Source organism: Microbacterium sp. AC132, from assembly GCF_979258525.1.
This window is the reverse complement of the sequence record NZ_OZ409862.1, coordinates 2,136,846-2,159,675: the sequence shown is the minus strand read 5'-3', so window position 1 is coordinate 2,159,675 and position 22,830 is coordinate 2,136,846. Positions and strand designations below refer to the sequence as shown.

At 69.2% G+C, this 22,830-nt stretch carries 23 protein-coding genes; 16 read left to right on the top strand and 7 right to left on the bottom strand.

Annotated features, from left to right (window positions below; genetic code table 11):
- Nucleotides 1–182: 182 nt before the first annotated feature.
- The 4 genes from ACZZZQ_RS10230 to ACZZZQ_RS10215 form a co-directional block, all read right to left on the bottom strand.
- A complete protein-coding gene (locus tag ACZZZQ_RS10230) occupies nt 183–593 on the bottom strand; it encodes a hypothetical protein (protein ID WP_053097730.1) in 411 nt (136 codons plus the stop codon).
- A gap of 279 nt (nt 594–872) precedes the next feature.
- The gene (locus ACZZZQ_RS10225; RefSeq protein WP_463507487.1) at nt 873–1,532 is read right to left on the bottom strand and encodes a hypothetical protein; all 660 of its coding nucleotides are present in this window, start codon (nt 1,530–1,532) and stop codon (nt 873–875) included.
- 9 nt (nt 1,533–1,541) lie between these two features.
- The gene (locus ACZZZQ_RS10220) at nt 1,542–2,045 is read right to left on the bottom strand and encodes an amino-acid N-acetyltransferase (protein ID WP_042539928.1); all 504 of its coding nucleotides are present in this window, start codon (nt 2,043–2,045) and stop codon (nt 1,542–1,544) included.
- Nucleotides 2,046–2,169: 124 nt separating this feature from the next.
- The gene (locus ACZZZQ_RS10215) at nt 2,170–4,695 is read right to left on the bottom strand and encodes an ATP-dependent Clp protease ATP-binding subunit (RefSeq protein ID WP_053097733.1); all 2,526 of its coding nucleotides are present in this window, start codon (nt 4,693–4,695) and stop codon (nt 2,170–2,172) included.
- 226 nt (nt 4,696–4,921) lie between these two features.
- Between ACZZZQ_RS10215 and ACZZZQ_RS10210 the strand changes: the two genes are divergently transcribed.
- The 5 genes from ACZZZQ_RS10210 to ACZZZQ_RS10190 all read left to right on the top strand — a co-directional run bounded on the left by ACZZZQ_RS10210 (nt 4,922) and on the right by ACZZZQ_RS10190 (nt 8,444).
- Nucleotides 4,922–5,542, top strand: coding sequence for a DUF2975 domain-containing protein (locus ACZZZQ_RS10210; protein WP_053097734.1), 621 nt, complete (start codon nt 4,922–4,924; stop codon nt 5,540–5,542).
- 2 nt (nt 5,543–5,544) lie between these two features.
- Nucleotides 5,545–6,180 (top strand): hypothetical protein, encoded by a 636-nt coding sequence (locus ACZZZQ_RS10205; protein WP_463507486.1) that lies wholly within the window; start codon nt 5,545–5,547, stop codon nt 6,178–6,180.
- The gene (locus ACZZZQ_RS10200) at nt 6,177–6,407 is read left to right on the top strand and encodes a helix-turn-helix domain-containing protein (protein ID WP_400341424.1); all 231 of its coding nucleotides are present in this window, start codon (nt 6,177–6,179) and stop codon (nt 6,405–6,407) included. The genes ACZZZQ_RS10205 and ACZZZQ_RS10200 overlap by 4 nt, the downstream gene beginning before the upstream one ends.
- A 129-nt stretch (nt 6,408–6,536) precedes the next feature.
- The gene (locus ACZZZQ_RS10195) at nt 6,537–6,875 is read left to right on the top strand and encodes a hypothetical protein (RefSeq protein ID WP_053097737.1); all 339 of its coding nucleotides are present in this window, start codon (nt 6,537–6,539) and stop codon (nt 6,873–6,875) included.
- Between the two features lie 141 nt (nt 6,876–7,016).
- Nucleotides 7,017–8,444 (top strand): dicarboxylate/amino acid:cation symporter, encoded by a 1,428-nt coding sequence (locus tag ACZZZQ_RS10190; RefSeq protein WP_053097738.1) that lies wholly within the window; start codon nt 7,017–7,019, stop codon nt 8,442–8,444.
- A 63-nt stretch (nt 8,445–8,507) separates the two neighbouring features.
- On the opposite strand, the gene ACZZZQ_RS10185 is transcribed toward ACZZZQ_RS10190, so the two are convergent.
- Both ACZZZQ_RS10185 and ACZZZQ_RS10180 read right to left on the bottom strand, forming a co-directional pair.
- Nucleotides 8,508–10,238 carry a cation:proton antiporter gene (locus ACZZZQ_RS10185; protein ID WP_463507485.1) on the bottom strand — a complete coding sequence of 577 codons (1,731 nt, stop codon included), beginning with the start codon at nt 10,236–10,238 and terminating at the stop codon, nt 8,508–8,510.
- Between the two features lie 75 nt (nt 10,239–10,313).
- The gene (locus tag ACZZZQ_RS10180) at nt 10,314–10,598 is read right to left on the bottom strand and encodes a MerR family transcriptional regulator (protein ID WP_053097740.1); all 285 of its coding nucleotides are present in this window, start codon (nt 10,596–10,598) and stop codon (nt 10,314–10,316) included.
- A 123-nt stretch (nt 10,599–10,721) separates the two neighbouring features.
- Between ACZZZQ_RS10180 and ACZZZQ_RS10175 the strand changes: the two genes are divergently transcribed.
- The 11 genes from ACZZZQ_RS10175 (at nt 10,722) to ACZZZQ_RS10125 (ending at nt 21,804) form a co-directional block, all read left to right on the top strand.
- On the top strand, nt 10,722–11,144 hold the full coding sequence (locus tag ACZZZQ_RS10175; RefSeq protein WP_053097741.1) for an Hsp20/alpha crystallin family protein: 423 nt from the start codon (nt 10,722–10,724) through the stop codon (nt 11,142–11,144).
- Between the two features lie 64 nt (nt 11,145–11,208).
- The gene (locus tag ACZZZQ_RS10170; protein WP_072591882.1) at nt 11,209–11,445 is read left to right on the top strand and encodes a DUF2795 domain-containing protein; all 237 of its coding nucleotides are present in this window, start codon (nt 11,209–11,211) and stop codon (nt 11,443–11,445) included.
- 63 nt (nt 11,446–11,508) lie between these two features.
- Nucleotides 11,509–12,549 carry an LLM class flavin-dependent oxidoreductase gene (locus tag ACZZZQ_RS10165; RefSeq protein ID WP_157538247.1) on the top strand — a complete coding sequence of 347 codons (1,041 nt, stop codon included), beginning with the start codon at nt 11,509–11,511 and terminating at the stop codon, nt 12,547–12,549.
- 438 nt (nt 12,550–12,987) lie between these two features.
- Nucleotides 12,988–13,908, top strand: coding sequence for a hypothetical protein (locus tag ACZZZQ_RS10160; RefSeq protein WP_463507484.1), 921 nt, complete (start codon nt 12,988–12,990; stop codon nt 13,906–13,908).
- A gap of 231 nt (nt 13,909–14,139) precedes the next feature.
- The gene (locus ACZZZQ_RS10155; protein ID WP_053099248.1) at nt 14,140–14,349 is read left to right on the top strand and encodes a hypothetical protein; all 210 of its coding nucleotides are present in this window, start codon (nt 14,140–14,142) and stop codon (nt 14,347–14,349) included.
- 107 nt (nt 14,350–14,456) lie between these two features.
- Nucleotides 14,457–15,689, top strand: coding sequence for a molybdopterin molybdotransferase MoeA (locus ACZZZQ_RS10150; RefSeq protein ID WP_463507483.1), 1,233 nt, complete (start codon nt 14,457–14,459; stop codon nt 15,687–15,689).
- Nucleotides 15,686–16,396, top strand: a complete 711-nt coding sequence (mobA, locus tag ACZZZQ_RS10145) for a molybdenum cofactor guanylyltransferase (protein ID WP_463507482.1) — start codon at nt 15,686–15,688, stop codon at nt 16,394–16,396. Before ACZZZQ_RS10150 ends, mobA begins: the two co-directional genes overlap by 4 nt.
- Nucleotides 16,393–16,677, top strand: coding sequence for a DUF6457 domain-containing protein (locus ACZZZQ_RS10140; protein WP_372984558.1), 285 nt, complete (start codon nt 16,393–16,395; stop codon nt 16,675–16,677). Before mobA ends, ACZZZQ_RS10140 begins: the two co-directional genes overlap by 4 nt.
- Nucleotides 16,678–16,802: 125 nt before the next feature.
- On the top strand, nt 16,803–18,194 hold the full coding sequence (locus ACZZZQ_RS10135) for an MFS transporter (protein WP_463507481.1): 1,392 nt from the start codon (nt 16,803–16,805) through the stop codon (nt 18,192–18,194).
- Between the two features lie 2 nt (nt 18,195–18,196).
- Nucleotides 18,197–19,741, top strand: coding sequence for an FAD-dependent oxidoreductase (locus ACZZZQ_RS10130; protein WP_463507480.1), 1,545 nt, complete (start codon nt 18,197–18,199; stop codon nt 19,739–19,741).
- Entirely contained in the window at nt 19,738–21,804 is a 2,067-nt protein-coding gene (locus ACZZZQ_RS10125) for a molybdopterin oxidoreductase family protein (RefSeq protein WP_463507479.1), read from the top strand. Before ACZZZQ_RS10130 ends, ACZZZQ_RS10125 begins: the two co-directional genes overlap by 4 nt.
- Before the next feature lie 15 nt (nt 21,805–21,819).
- Here ACZZZQ_RS10125 and pheA read toward each other — a convergent pair whose 3' ends face one another.
- Nucleotides 21,820–22,770 carry a prephenate dehydratase gene (gene pheA, locus ACZZZQ_RS10120; RefSeq protein ID WP_053097750.1) on the bottom strand — a complete coding sequence of 317 codons (951 nt, stop codon included), beginning with the start codon at nt 22,768–22,770 and terminating at the stop codon, nt 21,820–21,822.
- Between the last annotated feature and the right edge of the window lie 60 nt (nt 22,771–22,830).

The following is a 22,830-nucleotide window of genomic DNA, read 5'->3' as shown; positions in this document are numbered from 1 at the left end:
CGCACCGCACCGCACCGCGGGGCCACTTCCGCACCGCACCGTCAAGCGGGGCCACTTCCACACCCCAAACGGGCGATCGGGATGCGAAACTGACCCCGCACAGACCATCCGATGCGAAAGTGACCCCGCACGGGCCGCGGGGCCTGCGCCGGTCGCGAGAGCACGCGAGCTCGCGCCGCTACTCAGGCGTCGAGGGCCTTGAGCAGTTCCTCGGGAGAGGCCTGCATCGGGTGCGGTCCCGCGATGTCGAGGAACACCGTGGTGATCGGGTGCGCGCCGAGGAACTTCCGCAGCCACTCCGCACTGTAGATGCCGACCCCCGGCGGGAGGTTGGCCGGCTTGTTCTTGGCATCGCTGAACAGCAGCAGCGCCAGATCGCCCGAGTTGGGGTCGCGATAGGTCCAGACCTCGCCACTGTCGAGAGGATTGTCGCGGGCGCCGGGCTTCACGAGCGGCACGACCGTGGTGCCGTGGCGCAGTGCGAGAGCGACCGCCGCGATGTCCTGCTTCTCCAACGCCTGGGCGAGGGCATCCGACCGGAAATCCTCAGGTGCGGGCTTGCTCTTCGCGGATTTCGACTTCTTCGCTGCCATGCATCCAGCATATTCAGCGGATGCCGCAGCGCGGTCCGAAACCGAGCCCGGAGAAGAAAGGGGCCCTCTCGAGTCATCCATTGGGGACTGGGGTACTCGAGAGGGCCCACGGACCCTCGGGCGGCATGTCGAAGCGCTGGGGACGCTGTGCTCGACGCCACTGGGGATGGCATGCGCCGCAAGTCTGCGAGGGTCACTCCAATGGTATCCCAAAGAAACAGCAGTGTCACCCGAAACTGAGTGCAGGACTGTATTCAAGACCTTTGGCTAGTTCTTGCCTCAGTACAGGAGGATCTGCTTCGTCGTCGTGCCCTTGAAGCCGCCGATCTCGACAGCGACGTGATACGACGCTCCGCCGCCGGGAGCTCGCGGCCGATTCTCGTCCGCGCAGGTCTCGACGCTCGACCGCGTGCGGTCCCAGGTGACCGGCACCTTGCTCGTCACGGTCGCGCCGGCGGTGAGCGTGGCGACCATGCTGCTCGGGTTCTCCTGGCAGTCGGTCGACGTCCACCAGACATCGGTGCCGCTCGACACCGTCATCCGCTGAGTCGTCGACCCCACGTCGATCGCGCAGTCGGTCGACCCGCGGTTCGTCAGCGATATCGACAGCTGCGGCAGCACCCCGGGATCGTACGAATCGGCATCCGTCACGGCAGCCACCTCGACGTCCGTGGCCTCGCACGCGACGATCCCGGGCGTCTCATCGGCCGACGGCTCAGGAGACGGCGACTCGGCTGCGGGCGACTCGGAGGTCGTGGCATCCGGCGACGGGGATCCCGAGGCCGAGGCACTCGGCGAGGGCATCGCCTCGGCGGCGCTGGCCCACGGGCGTGCCAGGAGCAGCCACACCGCGGCGCCGATGACGGCGACGAGCAGGATCGCCGCGACGAGGGTCACCAATCGTCGGCGACGATAGACGGCGGCGGAGTGGCGAGGCATTGATTCAGGTTAGTTGAGGCTCTTCAGCATCCTGGTGTTGCCGAGCGTGTTCGGCTTGACATGCGCGAGATCGAGGAACTCCTCGACACCCGCATCGCCGCTGCGCAGCAGCTGAGAGTAGACGTCGGGGTCGACGACCTGTTCGCCGATGATCGAGTATCCGCGGCGGCCGAAGAAGTCGACCTCGAAGGTCAGGCAGAACAGTCGGCTGAGCCCGAGCTCGCGAGCCTGCTCTTCGAGCGCGCCGACGATCGCGCCGCCGACGCCGTGGTGCAGCCAGTCCCCGCGGACCATGAGGGTGCGCACCTCGCCGAGGTCCTCCCAGAAGACGTGCAGCGCACCGCATCCGATCAGCTCGCCGTCGGCTTCGGCCACGACGAACTCCTGCACGGCGCCGTAGAGCACAGCGAGATCCTTGCCGAGCAGGATGCGCTGCTCGACCATCGGCTGCAGGAGGTTCCGGATGCCGATGATGTCGGCGCTGCGCGCAGGCCGGACGATGTACTCGCTCACACCGTCAAGCCTAGAACCCGTCACCTCCCCAGACCCTGAGCGAGCCCGGAATGCCGGAGTGCTGGAGTCCCCCGTACACGCAGAAGGGGCGGATGCCGCAGCATCCGCCCCTTCTGTGATCAGGTCACTCCCCGCTGGCGACCGCCAGGTCGGGGGTGCCGGAGATCGCTCCACCGGTGTTGACGCCGACCGCGACCTTCTCACCACGGGGACCGTGCTCGAAGAGGAACTCGCCGTCCTTCGCGTCGACCTTCACGTGGTCGCCGGGGTTCAGCTCGCCGTGCAGGATCTTCTCCGACAGACGGTCCTCGACCTCGTGCTGCATCGCGCGACGCAGCGGACGGGCACCGAGCGCCGGGTCGAACCCGATCTCGATGAGACGCTCCTTGGCGGCCTGCGAGAGCTCGATCGTCATGTCGCGGTCGAGCAGACGCTCGCCGAGGCGCTTCGTGAACAGATCGACGATCTGCACCAGCTCTTCCTTCGACAGCTGCGGGAACACGATGATGTCGTCGACACGGTTGAGGAACTCGGGCTTGAAGTTGCGCTTGAGCTCTTCGTTGACCTTGCCCTTCATCCGCTCGTAGTTCGTCGAGTTGACGCCCTCGATCTGGAATCCGACCGGACCACCGGCGATGTCACGCGCACCGAGGTTGGTGGTCATGATGATGACGGTGTTCTTGAAGTCGATCACGCGGCCCTGACCATCGGTCAGGCGACCCTCTTCGAGGATCTGCAGCAGCGAGTTGAAGATGTCCGGGTGGGCCTTCTCGATCTCGTCGAACAGCACCACGCTGAACGGCTTGCGGCGCACCTTCTCGGTGAGCTGGCCACCCTCTTCGAATCCGACGAACCCGGGAGGGGCACCGAACAGACGCGAGACGGTGTGCTTCTCACCGAACTCGCTCATGTCGAGCGAGATGAGAGCCGCTTCGTCGTCGAACAGGAACTCGGCGAGCGCCTTGGCGAGCTCGGTCTTTCCGACACCCGTGGGGCCGGCGAAGATGAACGAGCCCGAGGGACGCTTCGGGTCCTTGAGGCCGGCGCGCTGACGGCGGATCGTCTTGGAGAGCGCCGCGATGGCCTCTTCCTGACCGATGACGCGCTGGTGCAACGCCTTCTCCATGAAGACGAGTCGCGAGGACTCCTCTTCCGTCAGCTTGAAGACCGGGATGCCGGTGGCCTGTGCGAGCACCTCGGCGATCAGACCCTCGTCGACGACCGCAGCGGTCGCGACGTCACCCGAACGCCACTGCTTCTCGAGGCGCAGGCGCTCGGCGAGGAGGCTCTTCTCCTCGTCGCGCAGCGATGCGGCCTTCTCGAAGTCCTGGTCCTCGGATGCGACTTCCTTCTGCTCGCGAACCTTGGCGATCTTCTCGTCGAATTCGCGCAGCTCGGGCGGGCTCGACAGGATGCTGAGGCGCAGGCGTGCGCCGGCCTCGTCGATCAGGTCGATGGCCTTGTCGGGCAGGAAGCGGTCCGACACGTAGCGGTCGGCGAGGTTCGATGCCGCGACGATCGCGCCGTCGGTGATCTGCACCTTGTGGTGCGCCTCGTACCGGTCGCGCAGCCCCTTGAGGATGTTGATCGTGTGAGGGAGGCTCGGCTCGTTCACCTGGATCGACTGGAAGCGGCGCTCGAGAGCGGCATCCTTCTCGAAGTGCTTGCGGTACTCGTCGAGGGTGGTGGCGCCGATGGTCTGGAGCTCGCCACGAGCGAGGAGCGGCTTGAGGATGCTGGCCGCGTCGATCGCACCCTCGGCGGCACCCGCACCCACGAGGGTGTGGATCTCGTCGATGAAGACGATGATGTCGCCGCGCGTGCGGATCTCCTTGGTGACCTTCTTGAGACGCTCTTCGAAGTCACCGCGGTAGCGGGAACCGGCGATGAGCGAGCCGAGGTCGAGCGAGTAGAGCTGCTTGTCCTTCAGCGTCTCGGGCACATCGCCCTTGACGATCGCCTGGGCGAGGCCCTCGACGACGGCGGTCTTGCCGACGCCGGGCTCACCGATCAGGACGGGGTTGTTCTTGGAGCGGCGAGACAGGATCTGCATGACCCGCTCGATCTCCTTCTCGCGCCCGATGACCGGGTCGAGCTTGTTGTCGCGCGCGGCCTGCGTGAGGTTGCGGCCGAACTGGTCGAGCACCTGCGAGCCGCCCTGGGCGCTCGGGGTGTCGTTCGACTGCGCGCCGACGGCTGCCGGCTCGCGTCCGGGGGCACCCGAGAGCAGCTGGATGACCTGCTGGCGGACCTTGTTCAGGTCGGCGCCGAGCTTGACGAGGACCTGCGCTGCGACACCCTCGCCCTCGCGGATGAGGCCGAGCAGGATGTGCTCGGTTCCGATGTAGTTGTGACCGAGCTGCAGGGCCTCGCGGAGGCTGAGCTCGAGCACCTTCTTGGCGCGCGGCGTGAACGGGATGTGACCGGTGGGCTGCTGCTGGCCCTGACCGATGATGTCCTGCACCTGCTCGCGGACGGCGTCAAGGGAGATGCCGAGGCTTTCGAGCGCCTTGGCTGCGACACCCTCACCCTCGTGGATGAGGCCGAGCAGGATGTGCTCAGTGCCGATGTAGTTGTGGTTGAGCATCTTCGCCTCTTCTTGGGCGAGGACGACCACTCGACGGGCTCGGTCCGTGAATCTCTCGAACATGCTGTGACTCCTTATTCGCACGTGTTGTTCGACACTGGCGAAGACGCGTGAAGCGCTTGTACATCGAGAGTAACCACCGTGCGCAGGCAGTATGCCCGTGTTCGCCGTCGGCATAGTGCCGTGACCGCCGGTGACGCGTCTCCTGGACCACCGGGGTTGACGGACTTATCGACAGTCGTTATGTTAACGATTATCGGTAATAACGACTCTCGATAAGGAGTGGACGATGACCTCGACGAAGGACCGCACGATCTCTCGCGGCGATTCCGGAGCCCTGATCGGCTTCTGCATCGCAGGAGCACTGATCGCCGCCTACATCACGGTGTTCTCGATCATCCGCATCATCGAACTGGCTCGCGGGGTCGACGTGCCCGTGCTGGTCGAGTTCGTCGGCTCGACGGCGCCTGTCGAGCTGCCCCTCAGCACCGGCGACTCCATCACGGTCGGTCTCGACAGTGCGATCATCACCGCCCCGCAGCTTCCGGCGATCGCCGCCGTGCCCGGCATCATCGGGCAGGTCGCGCAGATCCTCACGATCGTCCTCGTCATCGGATGCCTGATCCTGCTGGCGCGGAGCGTGCTGACCGGCCGTGTGTTCAGCCGCCGCAACACCGCTCTCGTCGCGACCGCCGGGATCGCCGGCCTCGTCGGGTTCGCCACCGTGCGCTTCTTCGACAACATGCTGGCCAACGCGACGGTCGCCAGGATCACCGACAACGGGGTGGACAACGCCGTGATCAGCGTCGAGCCGTTCACGTTCGTCCTCGGGGCGTTCGTCATCGCCCTCATCAGCACGGTCTTCGTGATCGGCGACCGGCTGCAGCGCGACACGGACGGGCTCGTCTGATGATGAGCACGACCACCGCGACACGTTCGCAGACCGCGGATGCGATCACCGTGATCCTCTTCGGCGCAGCCGCTCTGCTGGTCACGTCGATCAGCACCGTGTTCCGGGTGCTCGGGACCTTCCGAGATCAAGGTATCGCGTGGTCCATTCCGATCGACGAGCAGCCGATCGACGCGACCGTCGGCTCAGGAGCCGCGTCGGTCGAGGGGATCGCTCAGGAGGCGATGGTGTTCGCCACCGGGGTGGACGCCGCTTCGACCGCAGCGATCATCGGCTCTCTCGTCCTCTGGGCGCTCGCCCCGCTGATCGTCATCGTCGGCGTGATGCTCGTCGCCTGGAACTTCCTCCGCGGACGCTTCTTCGTGCGGAGCAACGCACGGGCCTTCGACGCGATCGGCTGGACCCTCGTGCTCGCTCCGATGTTCATCGTGCTGCTCGAGAAACTGGGGCTGAACGGGGTGTCCGCCGCGGTGGGCATCGGCTCGGGCGAGCCGGTGCATCCGATCGAGTTCTGGTCCATCGTCCCGATCTTCGCGACCGGCGTCGCGGTGGGCCTCATCGCAGCAGCGTTCCGTCAGGGCATCCGCCTGCAGCGCACGAACGCGGCCCTCGAGGATGAGACTCGGGGCCTCGTATGAGCCCGGCGGAGAACGACGACGAGCTCACCGGCATCCACTGCCGGCTCGACGAGCTGCTCGCCGAGCGAGGGCTGACGCTGACCGAGCTGAGCGCACGCGTCGGGGTGAGCATCGTCAACCTGTCGGTGCTCAAGAACGACCGCGCGCGGGCGATCCGGTACTCGACCCTGCGCGCGATCTGCGACGCGCTCGACTGCGAGGTCGGCGACCTGCTGGTGCTCGCGTAGGGGGACCGCGATGCGCGGGCTCCTGTTTCGATGACCGCCCTCGGGTGACGGCCGCGGGACAGCATCACTGACGGCATGCTCAGCGCAACCCCTTCTATGAATCTCCTGTGGGTCGATAGCGTTGACCGCATGAAGCTCAACGACCGGAACCTGCGCACACCCTCCCGCATCCTCATGGCTCTGCCCATCGCCGCACTCGCCTTCTCGCTGGCCGCCTGCGGGGGAACTTCCCGCCCCGCGGTCGACGACGTCGCCGACGGCATCCAGAAGGTCTACGAAGAGCAGGGACTCGGTGACGTCGTGACGGACGACGTCGCGACCTGCTTCGCCGACGCCCTCGTCGACTCCGACCTGAGCAATGAGACCCTCACCTACATCGCCAACGGCGAGGACAAGCAGTCCAGCGAAGAGGACAAGGCACTCACCACGCAGATCCTCACCGACAACCTGGAGAAGTGCGCGGGCTGACCCCCGGGCCGACCACGAAGGATGACGGATGCTGCGGCATCCGTCATCCTTCGTCATCTCCGCCTCCGGTCGCGGGCGCGGCTCCTAGCGTGGACGGATAGCGCGCACACGGCGCGCACCGATTCTGGAGTCCCCGATCCAATGAGCACCACCGTCCGCGCCACGAAGGCGCCAGACACCCGCGGTCCCGTCCGGAAGCTGCTGACGTCGTTCGGCTTCCAGATCCTCGCCGCACTCGTCCTCGGCATCGCCGCCGGCCTGATCGCCCGTCAGCTCGGAGCGACCGGCGACGAGCCGAACGGCCTCTCGGCCACCCTCGACACGATCGGCAGCTCGTACGTCACGCTGCTGCGCACGGCCGTCGTGCCGCTGATCTTCACCGCGATCGTGGCGAGCATCTCGAACCTGCGGCGCGTCCAGAACGCCGCACGACTGGCCGGTCAGACGCTGCTGTGGTTCGCGATCACCGCGTTCATCGCCGTGAGCATCGGCATCGTGCTCGGACTCGTGATCCAGCCCGGGTCGCGCGCCGGCGACGACCTCGCCCCGAGCGCGCCCTACACCGTGGGCACCTGGTGGAACTTCCTGCTCGGTCTGATCCCGCAGAACTTCCTCGGCCTCAGCGTCAGCACCAACCCCGGCGCGACCGAGGGCACGTTCTCCTCGAGCGTCAACTTCAACATCCTGCAGGTCATCGTGATCGCGGTCGCCGTCGGCATCGCGGCGCTCAAGGCCGGCAAGAAGGCCGAGCCCTTCCTCGCGTTCACGGAGTCGCTGCTCAAGGTCATCCAGCGCGTGCTGTGGTGGATCATCCGCATCGCCCCCATCGGCACCTTCGGCCTGATCGGCGCCGCGGTCGTCGAGTACGGCTGGGAGAAGCTCGCCTCGCTCGGCTGGTTCGCGATCGCCGTGTACATCGGTCTCGCTCTGGTGCTCTTCGTCGTCTACCCGGTGCTCGTGAAGACCAACGGCCTGTCGATCAGGCAGTACTTCTCGGGCGTCTGGCCCGCCGTGCAGCTGGCGTTCGTCAGCCGCTCGTCGATCGGCACCCTGCCCCTCACCGAGCGCGTGACCGAGCGCAACCTCGGCGTTCCCCGCTCGTACGCCTCCTTCGCCGTGCCGTTCGGCGCGACCACCAAGATGGACGGCTGCGCCGCCATCTATCCGGCCATCGCCGCGATCTTCGTCGCGCAGTTCTTCGGCATCGAACTCACCCTCGTGCAGTACCTGCTGATCGTGCTCGTCTCGGTCGTCGGCTCGGCGGCCACCGCGGGCACCACGGGAGCGACCGTGATGCTCACCCTGACGCTGTCGACGCTCGGCCTGCCGCTCGAGGGCGTCGGCCTGCTGCTCGCGATCGACCCGATCCTCGACATGGGCCGCACCGCGGTCAACGTCGCGGGCCAGGCGCTCGTGCCCACCATCGTCGCCAAGCGCGAGGGGATCCTCGACGAGGAGCTCTACAACGCGCCCCGCGAGGGCCTGCCGTTCGCCGACGACTCGGCCGACGACGACGCACCCGAGGCGGATGCCGCGGCATCCGAGACCGAGCCGGCCAGCACCCGCTGACCTCTCTCCGTCACCGCCCGAGCGCCTCGTCCCTTCCGGGGCGGGGCGCTCGTCCGTCTCCCGCTATGCGCGACCCTGCTGGCGGGTGGCACCGCGGGTGTCGAGCGCGAGCTCCTCGGCATCCATCGCCGTCATCAGCTCGCGCATGAGCTCTTCATCGAGGTTGCCCGCGTCCCTCTCCGCGAGAAGGATGTCGCGGCGCACCTGCAGCCATCCCCGGCTCAGGGCAGCCAGGTCGTCGAAGGACGGGCGAGCTGCGGCATCCTCGACCTGCTGCGCGTCTTCGGTGTCCTTCTCGACGCGGGTCATGCGCTTCGTGAACGCATCGAACACTCCCAGGTCGACCTCACCGTACTTGGCCTCCCACTCGACGCGCTTCTCGGCCAGGAACGCCTTGCCGGCCTCTCGGCTCTTCTCCCGCACCGCGGCGAGCGCACGCTGATCGTCGTCGTGATCGACGTCTCCCTCGATGCCGAGGCGGCGGATCAGCATCGGCAGCGTGAGCCCCTGCAGCAGCAGCGTGCCCACGGTCACCACGAACGCCACCACGACGATCGCGTGCGAGGCCTCCTCGTCGAGCGTCGCGAGATCGGCGGCCGCGAGAGCGATCGCGAGCGTCACGACGCCGCGCATACCGGCCCACGAGATCACCGCGCTGTCCTTCCAGGTCAGCTGCAGCCCGGCCATCTGGTCGCGCACGATGTGCGTGCGCAGCTCGTCGGCCGTGAACTGCCCCCACCGCCGGGACTTCTCGTGACGTTTCTCGAACTCCCCGTTCTCGACGCCGCGATCCCAGCGCTGAAGGCGCTTGCGGTCCTGGAAGTTCGCCCACGCGCTCGTCGGATAGATGTACAGCGGACGCACCACGAGCACGACGAGCAGCACGATGCCCGACAGCACGAGGATCTGCTCGACGGACTCGCTGCCGAGGTCGCGGAGCACCCGGGGGAACTGCAGACCGATGTACGCGAACACGAAGCTCTCGAGCAGCAGATCGGCCGACAGCCAGAGCGGCTTCTCCTGCTGGCGGGTCGTGTAGTCGGTGCGGGGCGAGTTGTATCCGACGTACAGGCCCATCGCGACGACCGCGAGCACTCCGGAACCCAGCAGGTGCTCGGCGATCGCATAGGCGCCGAACGGTGCGAGCAGGCCGAAGGTCCCGATCACGACCGCATCGTTGATCCGCATGCGGAGCTGATGCAGCAGGATGCCGAAGACGAGTCCGATCGCGACACCCACGGCGACGGCCAACAGGAACTGCCCCACGCCGCCCCACACCGACACGGTCGCGCCCGCGAGGATCGCCGCGAACACGCGGTACAGCGTCAGCGAGGTCGCATCGTTGATCAGACTCTCGCCCGAGAGCACCGTCATGATGCGGCGCGGCAGACCGAGCTTGCGGCCGATCGCGGCGGCCGACACCGCATCCGGCGGCGCCACGATCGCGCCGAGCAGCAGGGCGCCCGGCAGGGTCAGCGACGGCATGATCCACCAGGCCACGAACCCCACCGCGAGTGCCGTGAGCAGCACGAGCCAGATGCCGAGCCGGCGGATCTGCGGGAGGCTGCGCTTGAAGCCGACGAACGAGACGTCCAGGGCCGCCGAATAGAGCAGCGGCGGCAGCACGAGGTTCAGCAGCAGATGGCCGTCGATCTCGACATCCGGCACGAAGGGCAGGAAGGATGCCGCGAGCGCCACGACAGTGACGAGGAGCGGCGCCGGCCAGCCGCGCCATCGGGCGATCGCGGCCACCACGACAGCACCGACGAGCACGTAGAAGATCTCGGCATCCATGCCCCTAAAGTACTGCCCTCCCGCGTCGGTCGCGGGGCGCAGCCGCGTCGGTCACGGGGCGCAGCGGGCCGCGGATCAGGGGCGATCGTCGGCGAGCTCGTCGCGGAGGCCGGCGTTCTCGTCCTCCAGATCGAGCACGCGACGGATGCCGACGATGTTGATGCCCTCGACGCGGAGCCCGGTCACCCGGCGGATGCGCTCGAGGTCGTCATCGCTGTAGCGGCGCGTGCCTCCCTCGCTGCGCGCTGGCGTGACCAGCCCCTTCGCCTCGAAGAGTCGGAGGCTGGCCTCGGGGACCCCGCTGAGCTGCGCGGCGACGGCGATGCCGTAGACCGGCATGCTCGGATCACGATCACCCATGGGCACCTCCCTCTCGACGCACTTGCATTCTATCTCGCGTTGTTCTATAAAAAATCTATAGCAACGGTTGCAGATAATCTGCACCGGAGAACGCCCGCTCGGGCCACACGAAAGGAGACACTCATGGCCATGTCCTTCGATCCGTTCAGTCAGCTCGACCGCTTCGCTGCGAGCGTGCTGGACTCCGTCCGCGCACCGCGTCTCATGCCGGTGGACCTCTACCGCGACGGCGACAGGTACATCCTGCACGCCGACCTCCCCGGCATCGATCCGGGCTCGATCGACGTCGACCTCGACGGCGGACAGCTCACGATCCGCGCGCAGCGCACGGCCGACGGTCGCGAAGGCGTCCGCTGGCTCGCACGCGAACGCGGCGCTGGCTCGTTCCTCCGCCAGTTCTCGCTCGGCGACGGCGTCGACCTCGACGCGATCAGCGCCTCGTACGAGAGCGGCGTGCTCTCGGTGATCATCCCGGTCAGCGAGCGCGCGAAGCCCCGCAAGATCGAGGTCGAGTCGAGCGACAACCGACAGTCGATCACCGCCTGACCCTTCGGTGGGCCGGGGCGCACACCCCGGCCCACCCCGCTCTCCCTTCGGAAAGGACGATCCCATGCGCCCCTCTTCTGCTCTCGACCGGTTCCTCCGCGGCATGGAGTACCCGGCGACACGAGACGACCTGCTCCGCGAAGCAGCCCGCGACGGCCTCGGCCCCGATGACCGAACGGCCCTCGCCCAGCTTCCCGAGCAGAGCTTCAGCGCCGCCTGGCACATCCGCTATCACCTCACGCGACGCGCGCTCACCGAGGAGTTCGCGCCCTCGGCATCCGCAGGTCTCGTCGCTGTCTGAGACGCACCGGCGACGATGGGGCGGACGGGAATGCCCCGCCCGCCCCCGCCGTTGCATTCGGGGATGACTTCCACCGCGCTCTCCGTCCTCGACCTCGTCCCGGTTCGCACCGGCCAGACCAGTGCCGAGGCGATCTCCTCCTCCCTCGATCTCGCCGCGACCGCCGACCGGCTCGGCTACCGCCGCTACTGGTTCGCCGAGCACCACAACATGCCGGCCGTGGCATCCACCACTCCTCCGGTGCTGATCGCCGCCGCCGCGATGCGCACGACGCAGATCCGTCTCGGATCCGGCGGAGTGATGCTCCCCAACCATGCACCGCTCATCGTCGCCGAGCAGTTCGCCGCCCTCGAGGCCATCGCGCCCGGACGCATCGACCTCGGCCTCGGTCGCGCCCCCGGCAGCGACCCCGTCATCACCCAGCTGCTGCGTGGATCGGGCACGACCAGCGACGTCGAGCAGTTCCCGCGCAACGTGCAGGACATCGCCGCACTCATCTCGGGCGAGGGCGCCACCGTGCGCTTCACCTCGGGTGGCGAGTACACGGTGCACGCGACCCCGGCCGCCACCGGAAGCCCCGAGGTGTGGCTGCTCGGATCGAGCGACTACTCGGCGCAGCTCGCGGCATCCCACGGCCTGCCCTACGTCTTCGCCAACCACTTCTCGGGACAGGGCCTCGAACGCGCACTCGACCTCTACCGCACCGGCTACCAGCCGAGCGAAGAGCACCCCGAGCCGCGGACGTTCCTCACGGTCAACGTCGTCGCCGCGCCGACGCAGGAAGAGGCCGAGGCGCGCGCCCTTCCGCAGCTGCGCATGATGTCGCGCCTGCGCCTCAACAAGCCGCTCATCGCACTCGAGACCGTCGAAGAGGCCCTCGCCGCAGAATCGGATGCCGCGACCGACCAGGTCGTCGAAGCCGCCCGCTCGCGCTGGTTCGTCGGCACCGGCGAGTCGGTCGCCGCCGAGGTGCGCGCGTTCGCCGAGAAGTACGGCGTCGACGAGGTCATGCTGTCGCCCGTCGCCGGTGCATACGAGTCCGAGCCTCGTGACGCCGCCGCCGGCCGCGCCCAGACGCTCGAGCTCATCGCCGCCGCCCTGTAGGCGCCGCGGGCGCCGCGCTATAGGCGCCGGGCTGTAGGCGAAGGGGGCGCCGCGTGCCGTCGCGCGCTGGGCCGTCGCGCGCTCGTCGCCGGGCGCTGGTCGCCGCGCTGGTCGCCGCACGCTGGTCGCCGCGCGCGCTCGCGCACGCGAGCGGGGCCACTTCCGCATCCCGCCGCCAGGCGGGGCCACTTGTGCATCCGAAACGCCGGTTTCAGATGCAGAAGTGGCCCCGCTCGCGGCACCCGATGCAGAACTGGCCCCGCTCGCGGCACCCGATGCAGAACTGGCCCCGCTCGCGGCACCGGATACAGAAGTGGCCCCGCCCCACGCCGGAAGAACGCGGCGCTCAATCTGTCCACAGGCGCGACTTGTCCACATCTCTCGGGATCTCGCGGTCATCAGGCCAGGAAGACACATCCGACCAGCGAGCCTGATGGGATGCGCCATCGGATACTCCTGCCCGACGAACTCGGGCACCATTTCTCCGTGCGGCAGGCCGCGGCCGCCGGTGTTGGTCGGGGTCGCGCATCCGCGCGCGATATCGACCGGCCCTTCCGCGGGGTGCGTTCGGTCACGGCCGCGGACACACCACTCGATCGCGTCGTCGCCCTCACGCCCCTCCTGCACCGTGGTCAGCTCATCGGTGGGGAGACGGCGATGCGCGTGTGGGGGTATCCGCATCCCGGCATCTGGAACGTCGAGGCACCGATCCTCGTGGTCGTGACGACGGGTTCGGCGCGCGTCCGCCGCCGCGGCGTCACCGGCCGGCGCCTGGCAGAGGGACGGGCCCATCCCTGGCGAATCGGTGGAATTCCGGTCGTCGATCCGGCCGCGGCTCTGTTCATGTGCGCCGCGACGCTGACCGACGACCAGGTGGTCATCGCCCTCGACGCAGTGCTGAGCACGGCCGACAACTATCCCGGGCTGCGTCAGGGGCGCCCTCCCCTGACAGAGACCGACATCGAACAGCGCCTGCAGGCCTGGGGCCGCTTCCCCGGCTCTCGACGAGTCCGTGACGCGCTGTCCCGTGCGCGCGAAGGAGTGGAATCGCCCAAGGAGACCGAGACGCGGTTGCTCATCGTCGCGGGAGGTCTTCCTGAACCCGTCGTGCAGTACGAGATCCACGAGAACGGACTCCTCATCGCGCGCAGCGACATGGCCTATCCCGACCTCAGGATCTCGATCGAGTACGAGGGCGACGGCCACCGCACGAGTCGCGATCAGTGGCGCCGCGACATCCAGCGGCAGCGAGATCTCGAGGACCTCGGCTGGATCGTCATCCGCGTGACTCAGCTCGACCTGGACGACGGGCGACCGCTGATGGACCGCATCCGTCGCGCGATGGCATCCCGTCGCTGACGCTCGCACATCTCTGCGTCCCGCCCCGCCCCTCCCACGCCCGCAGGCGGGGCCAGTTCCGCATCCGGCGTCCCGGCGGGGCCAGTTCCGCATCCGGATCATCCGTTTGCGATGCACAACTGGCCCCGCATCACCGGCGCCATGTGGCGAATGCCGCCAAGACTCCGCGTCAGGGGCTGGTATTCCGGTGCGCCGGGGCGTAGGGTCACCCGCAACGGAAGGGGTTCGATGATGAGCACTACCAAGACCCTGGCCCTCTGGGTGGCGTACGGCACGAACGGCGTCGTCGGCAGCATCCGACATGACGACGAGGGATACACCGTCGTCATGGCCGGGTCCGATGCGGCGACAGGCACGTACCCGACCCTGGAATCGGCGAAGGGCGCGTTGCACTCGCACATGCTGCCGGGCAGCGGTTGGCCGATGTTCCGCGAGCACTGACTTCGAACGGGGAAACAAGGGGCAGAGGGGCGGCGCGGTCGCGGGGCATCCCCGCGACCGTCGTACGCTGACTGCATGCGAATCACCACTCCCCTCGCTCCTCCGGCATGCTGACGGTCGAGGAGCAGCGGGCGACGGTGATCGCCGCCACCCGACCGCTGGATGCCGAATCGGTGCCGCTCGCGCAGGCGGCGGGCCGCATCCTCGCCGCGACCGTGCACGCTCGGGTCGATGTGCCGCTGTTCGACAACTCGGCGATGGACGGATACGCGGTCCTGTTCACCGACGTCGAGTCGGCCACGGCCGTGCACCCCGTCGAGCTCGCGGTGGTCGCCGACCTCCCGGCGGGGTCGGCCGACGAACCCGAGCTGCGTGAGGGACGGGCCGCACGCATCATGACCGGCGCGCCTGTGCCGCACACGGCGACCGTCGTCGTGCCCTTCGAGCACACCCGCGACGGCCTGCAGGCGTGGGATGCGCCTGCGATCGTGGTCACTGCGCCGACTCGCGCGGGTGCCAACATCCGCCGCCGCGGCGAGGAGCTGCGCGCCGGAGCCGTCGTCGCGACAGCGGGCACCACCCTCGGCCCGCTCCAGCTCACGGCCATCGCGGCCACCGGCATCGACACTGTGCCGGTGCATCGTCGTCCTCGCGTCGCGGTCATCTCGACCGGCAGCGAGCTCGCCGACCCCGGCGCCGGCCTCGCCCGCGGGCAGATCCCCGAGTCGAACTCGGTGCTGCTCGCCGCGCTGTGCGCGGAGACGGGCGCCGACGTCGTCTCGGTCGACACGGTGACAGACGAGGATGCTGCCTTCACCGCACTCCTCGATCGCGCGCTCGTCGATGCGCGGGTCGATGTCGTGGTCACGTCCGGCGGAGTCAGCGCCGGAGCCCACGAGGTCGTGAAGAACGTGCTGCGCGATCGCATCGAGTTCGTGGCGGTCGCCATGCAGCCGGGCAGGCCTCAGGCCTTCGGGCGCCTTGGCGACGCGCTGGTGTTCGGACTGCCCGGCAATCCGGCGAGCGTCGCCGCGTCGTTCGAGGCCTTCGTGCGGCCGGCGCTGCTCGCTCTCCAGGGTCGCGCAGCACTGCAGCGCCCGATGCTCCGCCTCGCCAGCACCGCAGCGTGGCGCAGCCCGGTGGGACGACAGCAGTACGTGCCCGTCGCCCTCGACCGATCCGACCCGGCCGCCTGGTCGGTGCGCCCGGCGGCCGCCGACGGGTCGTCGGGCGCGCATCTGGCGGCAGGACTCGCCAGGGCGGATGCCTATGCCGTCGTGCCCGCCGACATATCGGCCGTCGCAGCAGGCGACCTGGTCGATGTGATGCTGCTCTCGTGACCGGGACGCGCACGACCGAGACACCGGACGCCGCGACACCGGCGTCCGGGCCGACTGCCGCGATCATCCTCGCCGGCGGGCGGGCCTCACGACTCGACGGGACTGCCAAGCCGTTGCTCGAGGTCGGCGGCCGCACCCTGCTCGACCGCGCCATCGCCGCCGTCGACGGCTGCGACCCCATCGTGGTCGTTGGTCCGCCGGCGCCGACCCGTGTTCGCGTCGTATGGACCCGGGAGACCCCGGAGTTCGGCGGACCGGTCGCCGGCATCGCCGCAGGCCTCGCTCTCGTCGACACCGCCGACGTCCTGGTGCTGGCGGCCGACCTGCCGAACGCCGAAGGCGCCGTGGCGCTGCTGCGCCGGCATCCGCCCCTCTCCGCCGACGCCGACGGCAAGGGTGGCGACGACGACGCCCGCAGCACGAATGGCGCGCACGGCATCGACGGCGTCTGCCTGATCGACGCGTCGGGACGCATGCAGTGGCTCGTCGGCCGCTACCGCACCGATGCCCTGCGATCCGCCGCCGCGGCTCTCCCCGACGGCGGCCGCGACGCGTCGTTGCGATCGCTGCTGGCGCGCCTGCGCATCAGCGCGATTCCGGCGGGAGACCTGGCAACGGATGTCGACACGTGGGACGATCTCGAACGGGCCCGCGCCGCGGCACCGATGCCCCCGCGCGACGGAGCACCAGACGAGGAGACGATATGACCGACAAGCCGCAACACCTTCCGGTCGAAGCCCTGGACGACTGGACCACGGCGGTCTGCAGCGCGCTCGGGATCGATCGCGAGTCCGTCGATGTCGCCCTGCTCCTGGATCTCGCCCGGGATGTCGCGCACGGCGTCGCCCGCCCGGCCGCACCGCTCAGCGCCTACCTCGCCGGCCTCGCCGCAGGTCGCGCGGGCGGCAGCCGCGAGGACACCGCTGCGGCGGTCGCCACCATCACCGAGCTGGCCAGGGAATGGCGCGCCGACGAACAGGATTCCTGAAGTTCTCTCATCGCCCACCTCGCCGATGTGATCGAGAAGTAATCGTCCGGTAATCGCACTCGTGCGGCCCTGCAACATCCGCCGCCTACGTTCAGAGCATTCACCTCTCGAACGCAGGAGCCGCGATGTCCCAGATCACCGGAAGAAGCAGCGTCGACACCGCCGCCGTGACCCTCACGCGCCGCCCCGGCCGGTGGATCGACGGCTGGAACCCCGAGGATTCGGCCTTCTGGGCCACCGAGGGCAAGGCGATCGCCCGCCGCAACCTCGGCTGGTCGATCTTCGCCGAGTTCCTCGGTTTCATCATCTGGCAGCTCTGGAGCATCGTCATCGTGCTGCTCCCCGCCGCCGGGTTCACTCTGAGCACCACCGAGTCGTTCTGGCTGATCTCGCTGCCGAGCCTCGTCGGCGCGACGCTGCGGTTCCCGTACACGTTCCTCGTCGCCCGCTTCGGCGGACGCAACTGGACCATCGTCTCGGCGCTGCTGCTGCTGATCCCCGCCGTCCTGCTCGGCATCGTCGTGCAGGATCCCGAGACCCCGTTCGGCGTGCTGCTCGCCGTCGCGGCTCTCGCCGGCTTCGGCGGCGGCAACTTCGCCAGCTCCATGGCGAACATCACCTACTTCTTCCCGCAGAAGGAGAAGGGCTGGGCGCTCGGGCTCAACGCCGCCGGCGGCAACCTTGGCACCTCGGTCGCCCAGCTCGCGGTGCCGATCGTCGTGTCGATCACCGCCGCGTCGACCTTCAGCCTGTCGTTCGCCGGCTGGATGTGGGTGCCGCTGATCCTCGTGGCCGTGTGGGGAGCATGGCGCCACATGGACAACCTGTCGTCGGCCAAGGCGGACTTCGCCGGGGCCGCCGCCGCACTGCGCGAACCGCACCTGTGGGTGCTGTCGCTGCTGTACATCGGCACGTTCGGATCGTTCATCGGCTTCTCGAGCGTCTTCCCGAAGCTCATCGCCGACACCTTCCCCGAGTTCTCGACGTTCCAGATCGGCAGCGCCTCGCTGTCGCTGGCCTTCCTCGGGGCCCTCGTCGGCTCGCTCGCCCGTCCCTACGGAGGAAAGCTCGCCGACCGCTTCGGCGGAGCACGGATGACGATCGCCGCGTTCTCGCTCATGATCGTCGGCGCCCTGTCGCTGCTCGTCACTCTCGAGGCGAACAGCTTCGCGCTCTTCCTCGGATGCTTCCTGCTGCTGTTCGTCGCGGCGGGCGTCGGCAACGGCGCGACCTACCGGATGATCCCCAACGTCTTCGCCGCACGCGGTGCCGCGACCGCGGGCGACGCGCTCGCTGTCAGCACCCAGCGCAAGGGTGCGGCCGCCCTGGGGCTGATCTCGGCCATCGGCGCCTACGGCGGATTCGTGATCCCGCAGGTTCTCGCGGCGGCGAAGAGCGGCACAGGTTCGTACGCTCCGGCATTCGGCGGATTCGTCGCCGCCTACATCGTGCTGCTCCTCATCACGGTCTTCGTCTATCTGATGCCTCGGCCCTCGCTCGCCGGACACCGGATCTGACCATGACCGAGCGCATCGTCGTCATCGGCGCGGGGCCTGTCGGCATCCGCTTCGCTGAAGAGCTCCTGCCGCTCGTGGCAGGGGGTCGGGCGACGGTCACCGTGCTGGGCGCCGAGACGGCGGATCCGTACAACCGGGTGCTGCTCGCGGAATACGCCGTGGGCGAGGCCTCGTCCGACGAGCTCACTCTCGCCACTGCCGCGAGCCTCACCGGTGTGGATCTGCGGCTGGGGGCGCGAGCGGTGCGGATCGATCGGGATGCGCGGGTCGTCGAGCTGGTCGACGGATCGGCCGTCGGGTATGACCGCCTGGTGCTCGCGACCGGCGCGCGATCGATCGTCCCGTCGCTCGAAGGCCTCGAGACGCTCGGTCCGGACACCACCGGCCTCGACAGCAGCCTGACCTCGGGGGTCTGCGTGCTCCGCGATCTGTCGGATGCCGAGCAGGTGCGCGCCGTGGTCGCACGCGGCGGCCGGGTCGTGGTGCTCGGAGCCGGCGTGCTGGGGATCGAGCTCGCCATGCTGCTCGCGGACGCCGGCGCCGTGCCCTCCGTGGCCCACTTCGGTCCGATGCCGATGCCCCGCCAACTCGACCGGGGGTCGGCGAGCATCCTCTCGACCGCTCTCGCCTCGGCCGGCGTCACGCTGGTGCCGCACACCCGAGCCGAGGGAGTGATCGGGGTCGAGGGCGACGACGGCATCCGCCGGTTCCGTGCACTCGCGAGCTCCGACGGCAAGCGCATCGAGGGCGATCTGCTCGTGCTGTCGTGCGGCGTCAGGGCGCGCACCGAGCTCGCCGAGGCCGCGGGACTCCGCGTCGGCAACGGCGTGCTCGTCGACGGCGCACTGCGTTCGTGGTCGGATCCGCGCATCCATGCGATCGGGGACTGCGCCCACATCGCCGACCCCGCCGAGTTCCTGCACGACCGCCAGGTGCCGGGCGGACCGCACGGCCTCGTCGGCCCCGGCTGGCGTCAGGCGAGCTGGCTCGCCGCGGCCATCGCCGCCGAGCTCGACAGTGCCGACGACCACCCGGGCGAGTTCGCCGACGAGCACCCCGGCGTCGTCGTGCTCAAGGGCGAGCTGGTCGACATCGCATCCGCGGGCGACGTCTCGGCCGACCCCTTCGCCCCTGTCCCGGCCGGTGAGGATGCCCCCGGCATCGCCGTCTGGGCCGACCCCGAGCACGGCACCTACGTGAAGATGGCGACGCGCGACGGCATCCTCACCGGATTCGTGGCGGTCGGGATGCCGCGGGCCGCGGCCGAACTGAGCGTGCTGTACCTGCGCGGCGGCGAGCTGCCCGCCGACCGCTCGCTGCTGCTGCGTCTCGATGATCCTGACGCTGATGCGATCGCACCGGCCGGTCGTGACGCGACCCTCTGCATCTGCAACGCCGTCACCGTCGGCCAGATCGAGGACGCGATCGACGACGGCTGCTCGTCGGTGGCTGCGGTCGGCGAGTGCACCCGCGCCGGCACCGGATGCGGAGGATGCCGCGCCCGCATCACCGAGATGCTGCACGCCCACGCGGGGGCCGTCGCATGACCGACACCCACTGCCCCTACTGCGCGCTGCAGTGCGCGATGACGCTGACCCCGACCGTGGGCGCACCGCTGCCGGTCGCCGTCGCCGGACGCGACTTCCCGACGAACCGCGGCGGGCTGTGCAAGAAGGGGTGGACCTCGGCCGAGCTGCTCGCCGACGCAGGTCGCCTCACCACTCCCCTGGTGCGCGGGACCGACGGCGAACTGCACCCGGCGGACTGGGACGTGACTCTCGATCTGATCGCCGCGCGGCTGCGTCTGATCGCCGAGGAGGACGGCCCCGATGCGGTCGGCGTCTTCGGCGGCGGCGGGCTCACGAACGAGAAGGCGTACCAGTTGGGCAAGTTCGCCCGCATCGCACTGCGCACCTCGCGTATCGACTACAACGGCCGCTTCTGCATGTCATCCGCTGCGGCCGCCGCCAACCGCTCCTTCGGAATCGACCGCGGCCTGCCGTTCCCGCTGACCGACCTCGACACCGCCGAGACGGTGCTGCTGCTGGGATCGAACGTCGGCGACACCATGCCGCCGTTCGTCTCGCATCTGCAGGGCGCCAGGGCCCGCGGCGGTCTCATCGTCGTCGATCCTCGCCGCAGCTCGACGGCACGATTGAGCGCCGACGGCGCCGGGATCCACGTGCAGCCGGTGCCCGGCACCGATCTCGCGCTGCTGCTCGCAGTGATCCATGTCGTGATCGCCGAGGAGCTCTACGACGACGGCTATGTGCGCCAGCGCACATCGGGCTTCGACGCCCTCCGCCAGTCGGTGTCGGCGTGGTGGCCCGAGCGTGCCGAGACCGTCACCGGGGTGGCGGCGCGCAGCATCCGCGATCTGGCACGCAGACTGGCGGACTCCGACTCGACCTACATCCTCACCGGCCGCGGCGTCGAGCAGCACGTCGACGGCACCGACACCGCCACGGCCGCCATCAACCTCGCACTGCTCCTGGGTCTTCCGGGGACACCGGGGTGCGGCTACGGCACGCTGACCGGTCAGGGCAACGGCCAGGGCGGACGCGAGCACGGACAGAAAGCCGACCAGCTTCCGGGGTACCAGTCGATCAGCGACCCGGCCGCCCGCGCCTCGGTCGCGGCCGTGTGGGGCGTCGACCCCGACGACCTTCCCGGGCCCGGCATCCCCGCGGTCGAGCTGCTGCAGAGCGCCGGACTCCCGGGCGGCGTGCGAGCGCTGCTCGTGCACGGCTCGAACGTGTTCGTGTCGGCGCCGAACGTCTCGACCGTGCGCGAGGCCCTGAGCCGGCTCGATCTGCTCGTCGTCTCGGACTTCTTCCTCTCGGAGACCGCGAAGGCCGCCGACATCGTGCTCCCCGTGCTGCAGTGGGCCGAGGAGGAGGGCACGATGACCAACCTCGAGGGCCGCGTGCTGCGTCGCCGCCGAGCGGTCGACGCCCCCGCCGGCGCCCGCAGCGAGCTGTGGATCATGGCCGAGCTCGCCCGTCGCCTCGACGCCCCCGGCACCTGGAGCCTCGTGCCGTCGGAGGTGTTCGGCGAGCTGGCCCGCGCCTCCGCCGGCGGCCGCGCCGACTACTCCGGCCTCAGCCACGAACTGCTCGACCTCGGCATCGAGGCGCACTGGCCCTTCCCGATCGGGAGCCTCGGCACCCCTCGACTGTTCGCCGACCGCTTCGCGCACGCAGACGGGCGCGCGAAGCTCGTCGCCGTACGGGCTCGGGAGCATCCGACGGCGAGCGCCGACCGGCTCACCCTGATCACCGGGCGCCTGCTCGAGCAGTACCAGAGCGGAGCGCAGACCCGCCGCATCCCCGAGCTCACCGAGAAGCGGCCCGATCTCGTCGCGCAGCTGCACCCCGCTACCGCGCGTCGTCATGGGATCGGCGAGGGCGACGGCATCCGTCTCTCGAACTCCCGCGGCACCCTGCGGGCGCGGGCCGAGCTGACGCACGACATCAGGCCCGACACGGTGTTCCTGCCGTTCCACTACGCGGATGCCGAGAGCGCCAATCTGCTCACCGACGACCGGGTCGATCCGCACTCGGCGATGCCCGAGTTCAAGCGGGCTCTGGTCGAGCTCCGCGCGGTCTGATCGTGGAGGCGGCGCTCAGTCGTCCGGCTCGCCGCTGAGGATGCCGCGCAGCCAGTCGCGCGCCTCGACGAAGATGTCGTCGGAGTAGCGCTCGGGATACTGCACGATCTGCCGGTCGGCTCGCGGATACGACCCGAGGAACACCACCCTCGGGCTGAAGCGGCGGATGCCGAGCAGGGCGTCGGCCATGCGCTCGTGCTCGATGTGGCCGTCGGCGTCGATCACGAACCGGTAGCGGCCGAGCTCGTCGCCGATCGGACGCGACTGGATCAGCGAGAGGTTGATGCCGCGGGTCGAGAACTGCTCGAGCATCTCGAGCAGGGATCCGGGATGATCGTTCGGCAGCTCGACGATCAGCGAGGTCTTGTCGGCCCCCGTCGGCGCCGGCGCCGTGGTGGTGCGGGTCACGAGCACGAAGCGGGTGACGGCCTGGGCGTTGTCGCCGATGTCCTCGGCGAGCACGTCGACGTCGAGGTGCTTCACGACGCCCGGGGCGGCGATGGCCGCCTGGGCGGGAAGACCGCCGTCGAGCATGCCGATCGCCGACGCGACGTTGCTCGCCGCGGGCACATGCGAGTGCCTGGGGAGGTGCTCCCCGAGCCAGCCGTGGCACTGAGCGTAGGCGACAGGGTGAGCGGCGATCACGCTGATGTCTGCCAGGGTCGTGCCCCGAGGCGCCACGAGCACGAAGTTCACCGGCACGAGGTACTCGCCGATGATCCGCAGGCCCGGCAGAGTGGCCAGCGCATCCTGCGTGGTCGAGACGCCGCCCTCGATCGAGTTCTCGATCGCGATCATCGCGGCGTCGCTGCGCCCCTCGAGCACATCCGCGAGGGCTTCTCCGACGTTGTGCACGGCACGCCAGTCCTGACCCCGTGCTTCAGCGACCTGTTCGAGCGCCGCTTCGGTGAATGTTCCGGCGGGGCCGAGATAGCTGTAGGTGCGGCGTTCAGTCACGCGTTTCACCTTAGGGCACCGGCACACGCCCAGAAGATGCGCGGATGCCGAGATGGGGGCAGACTGTCT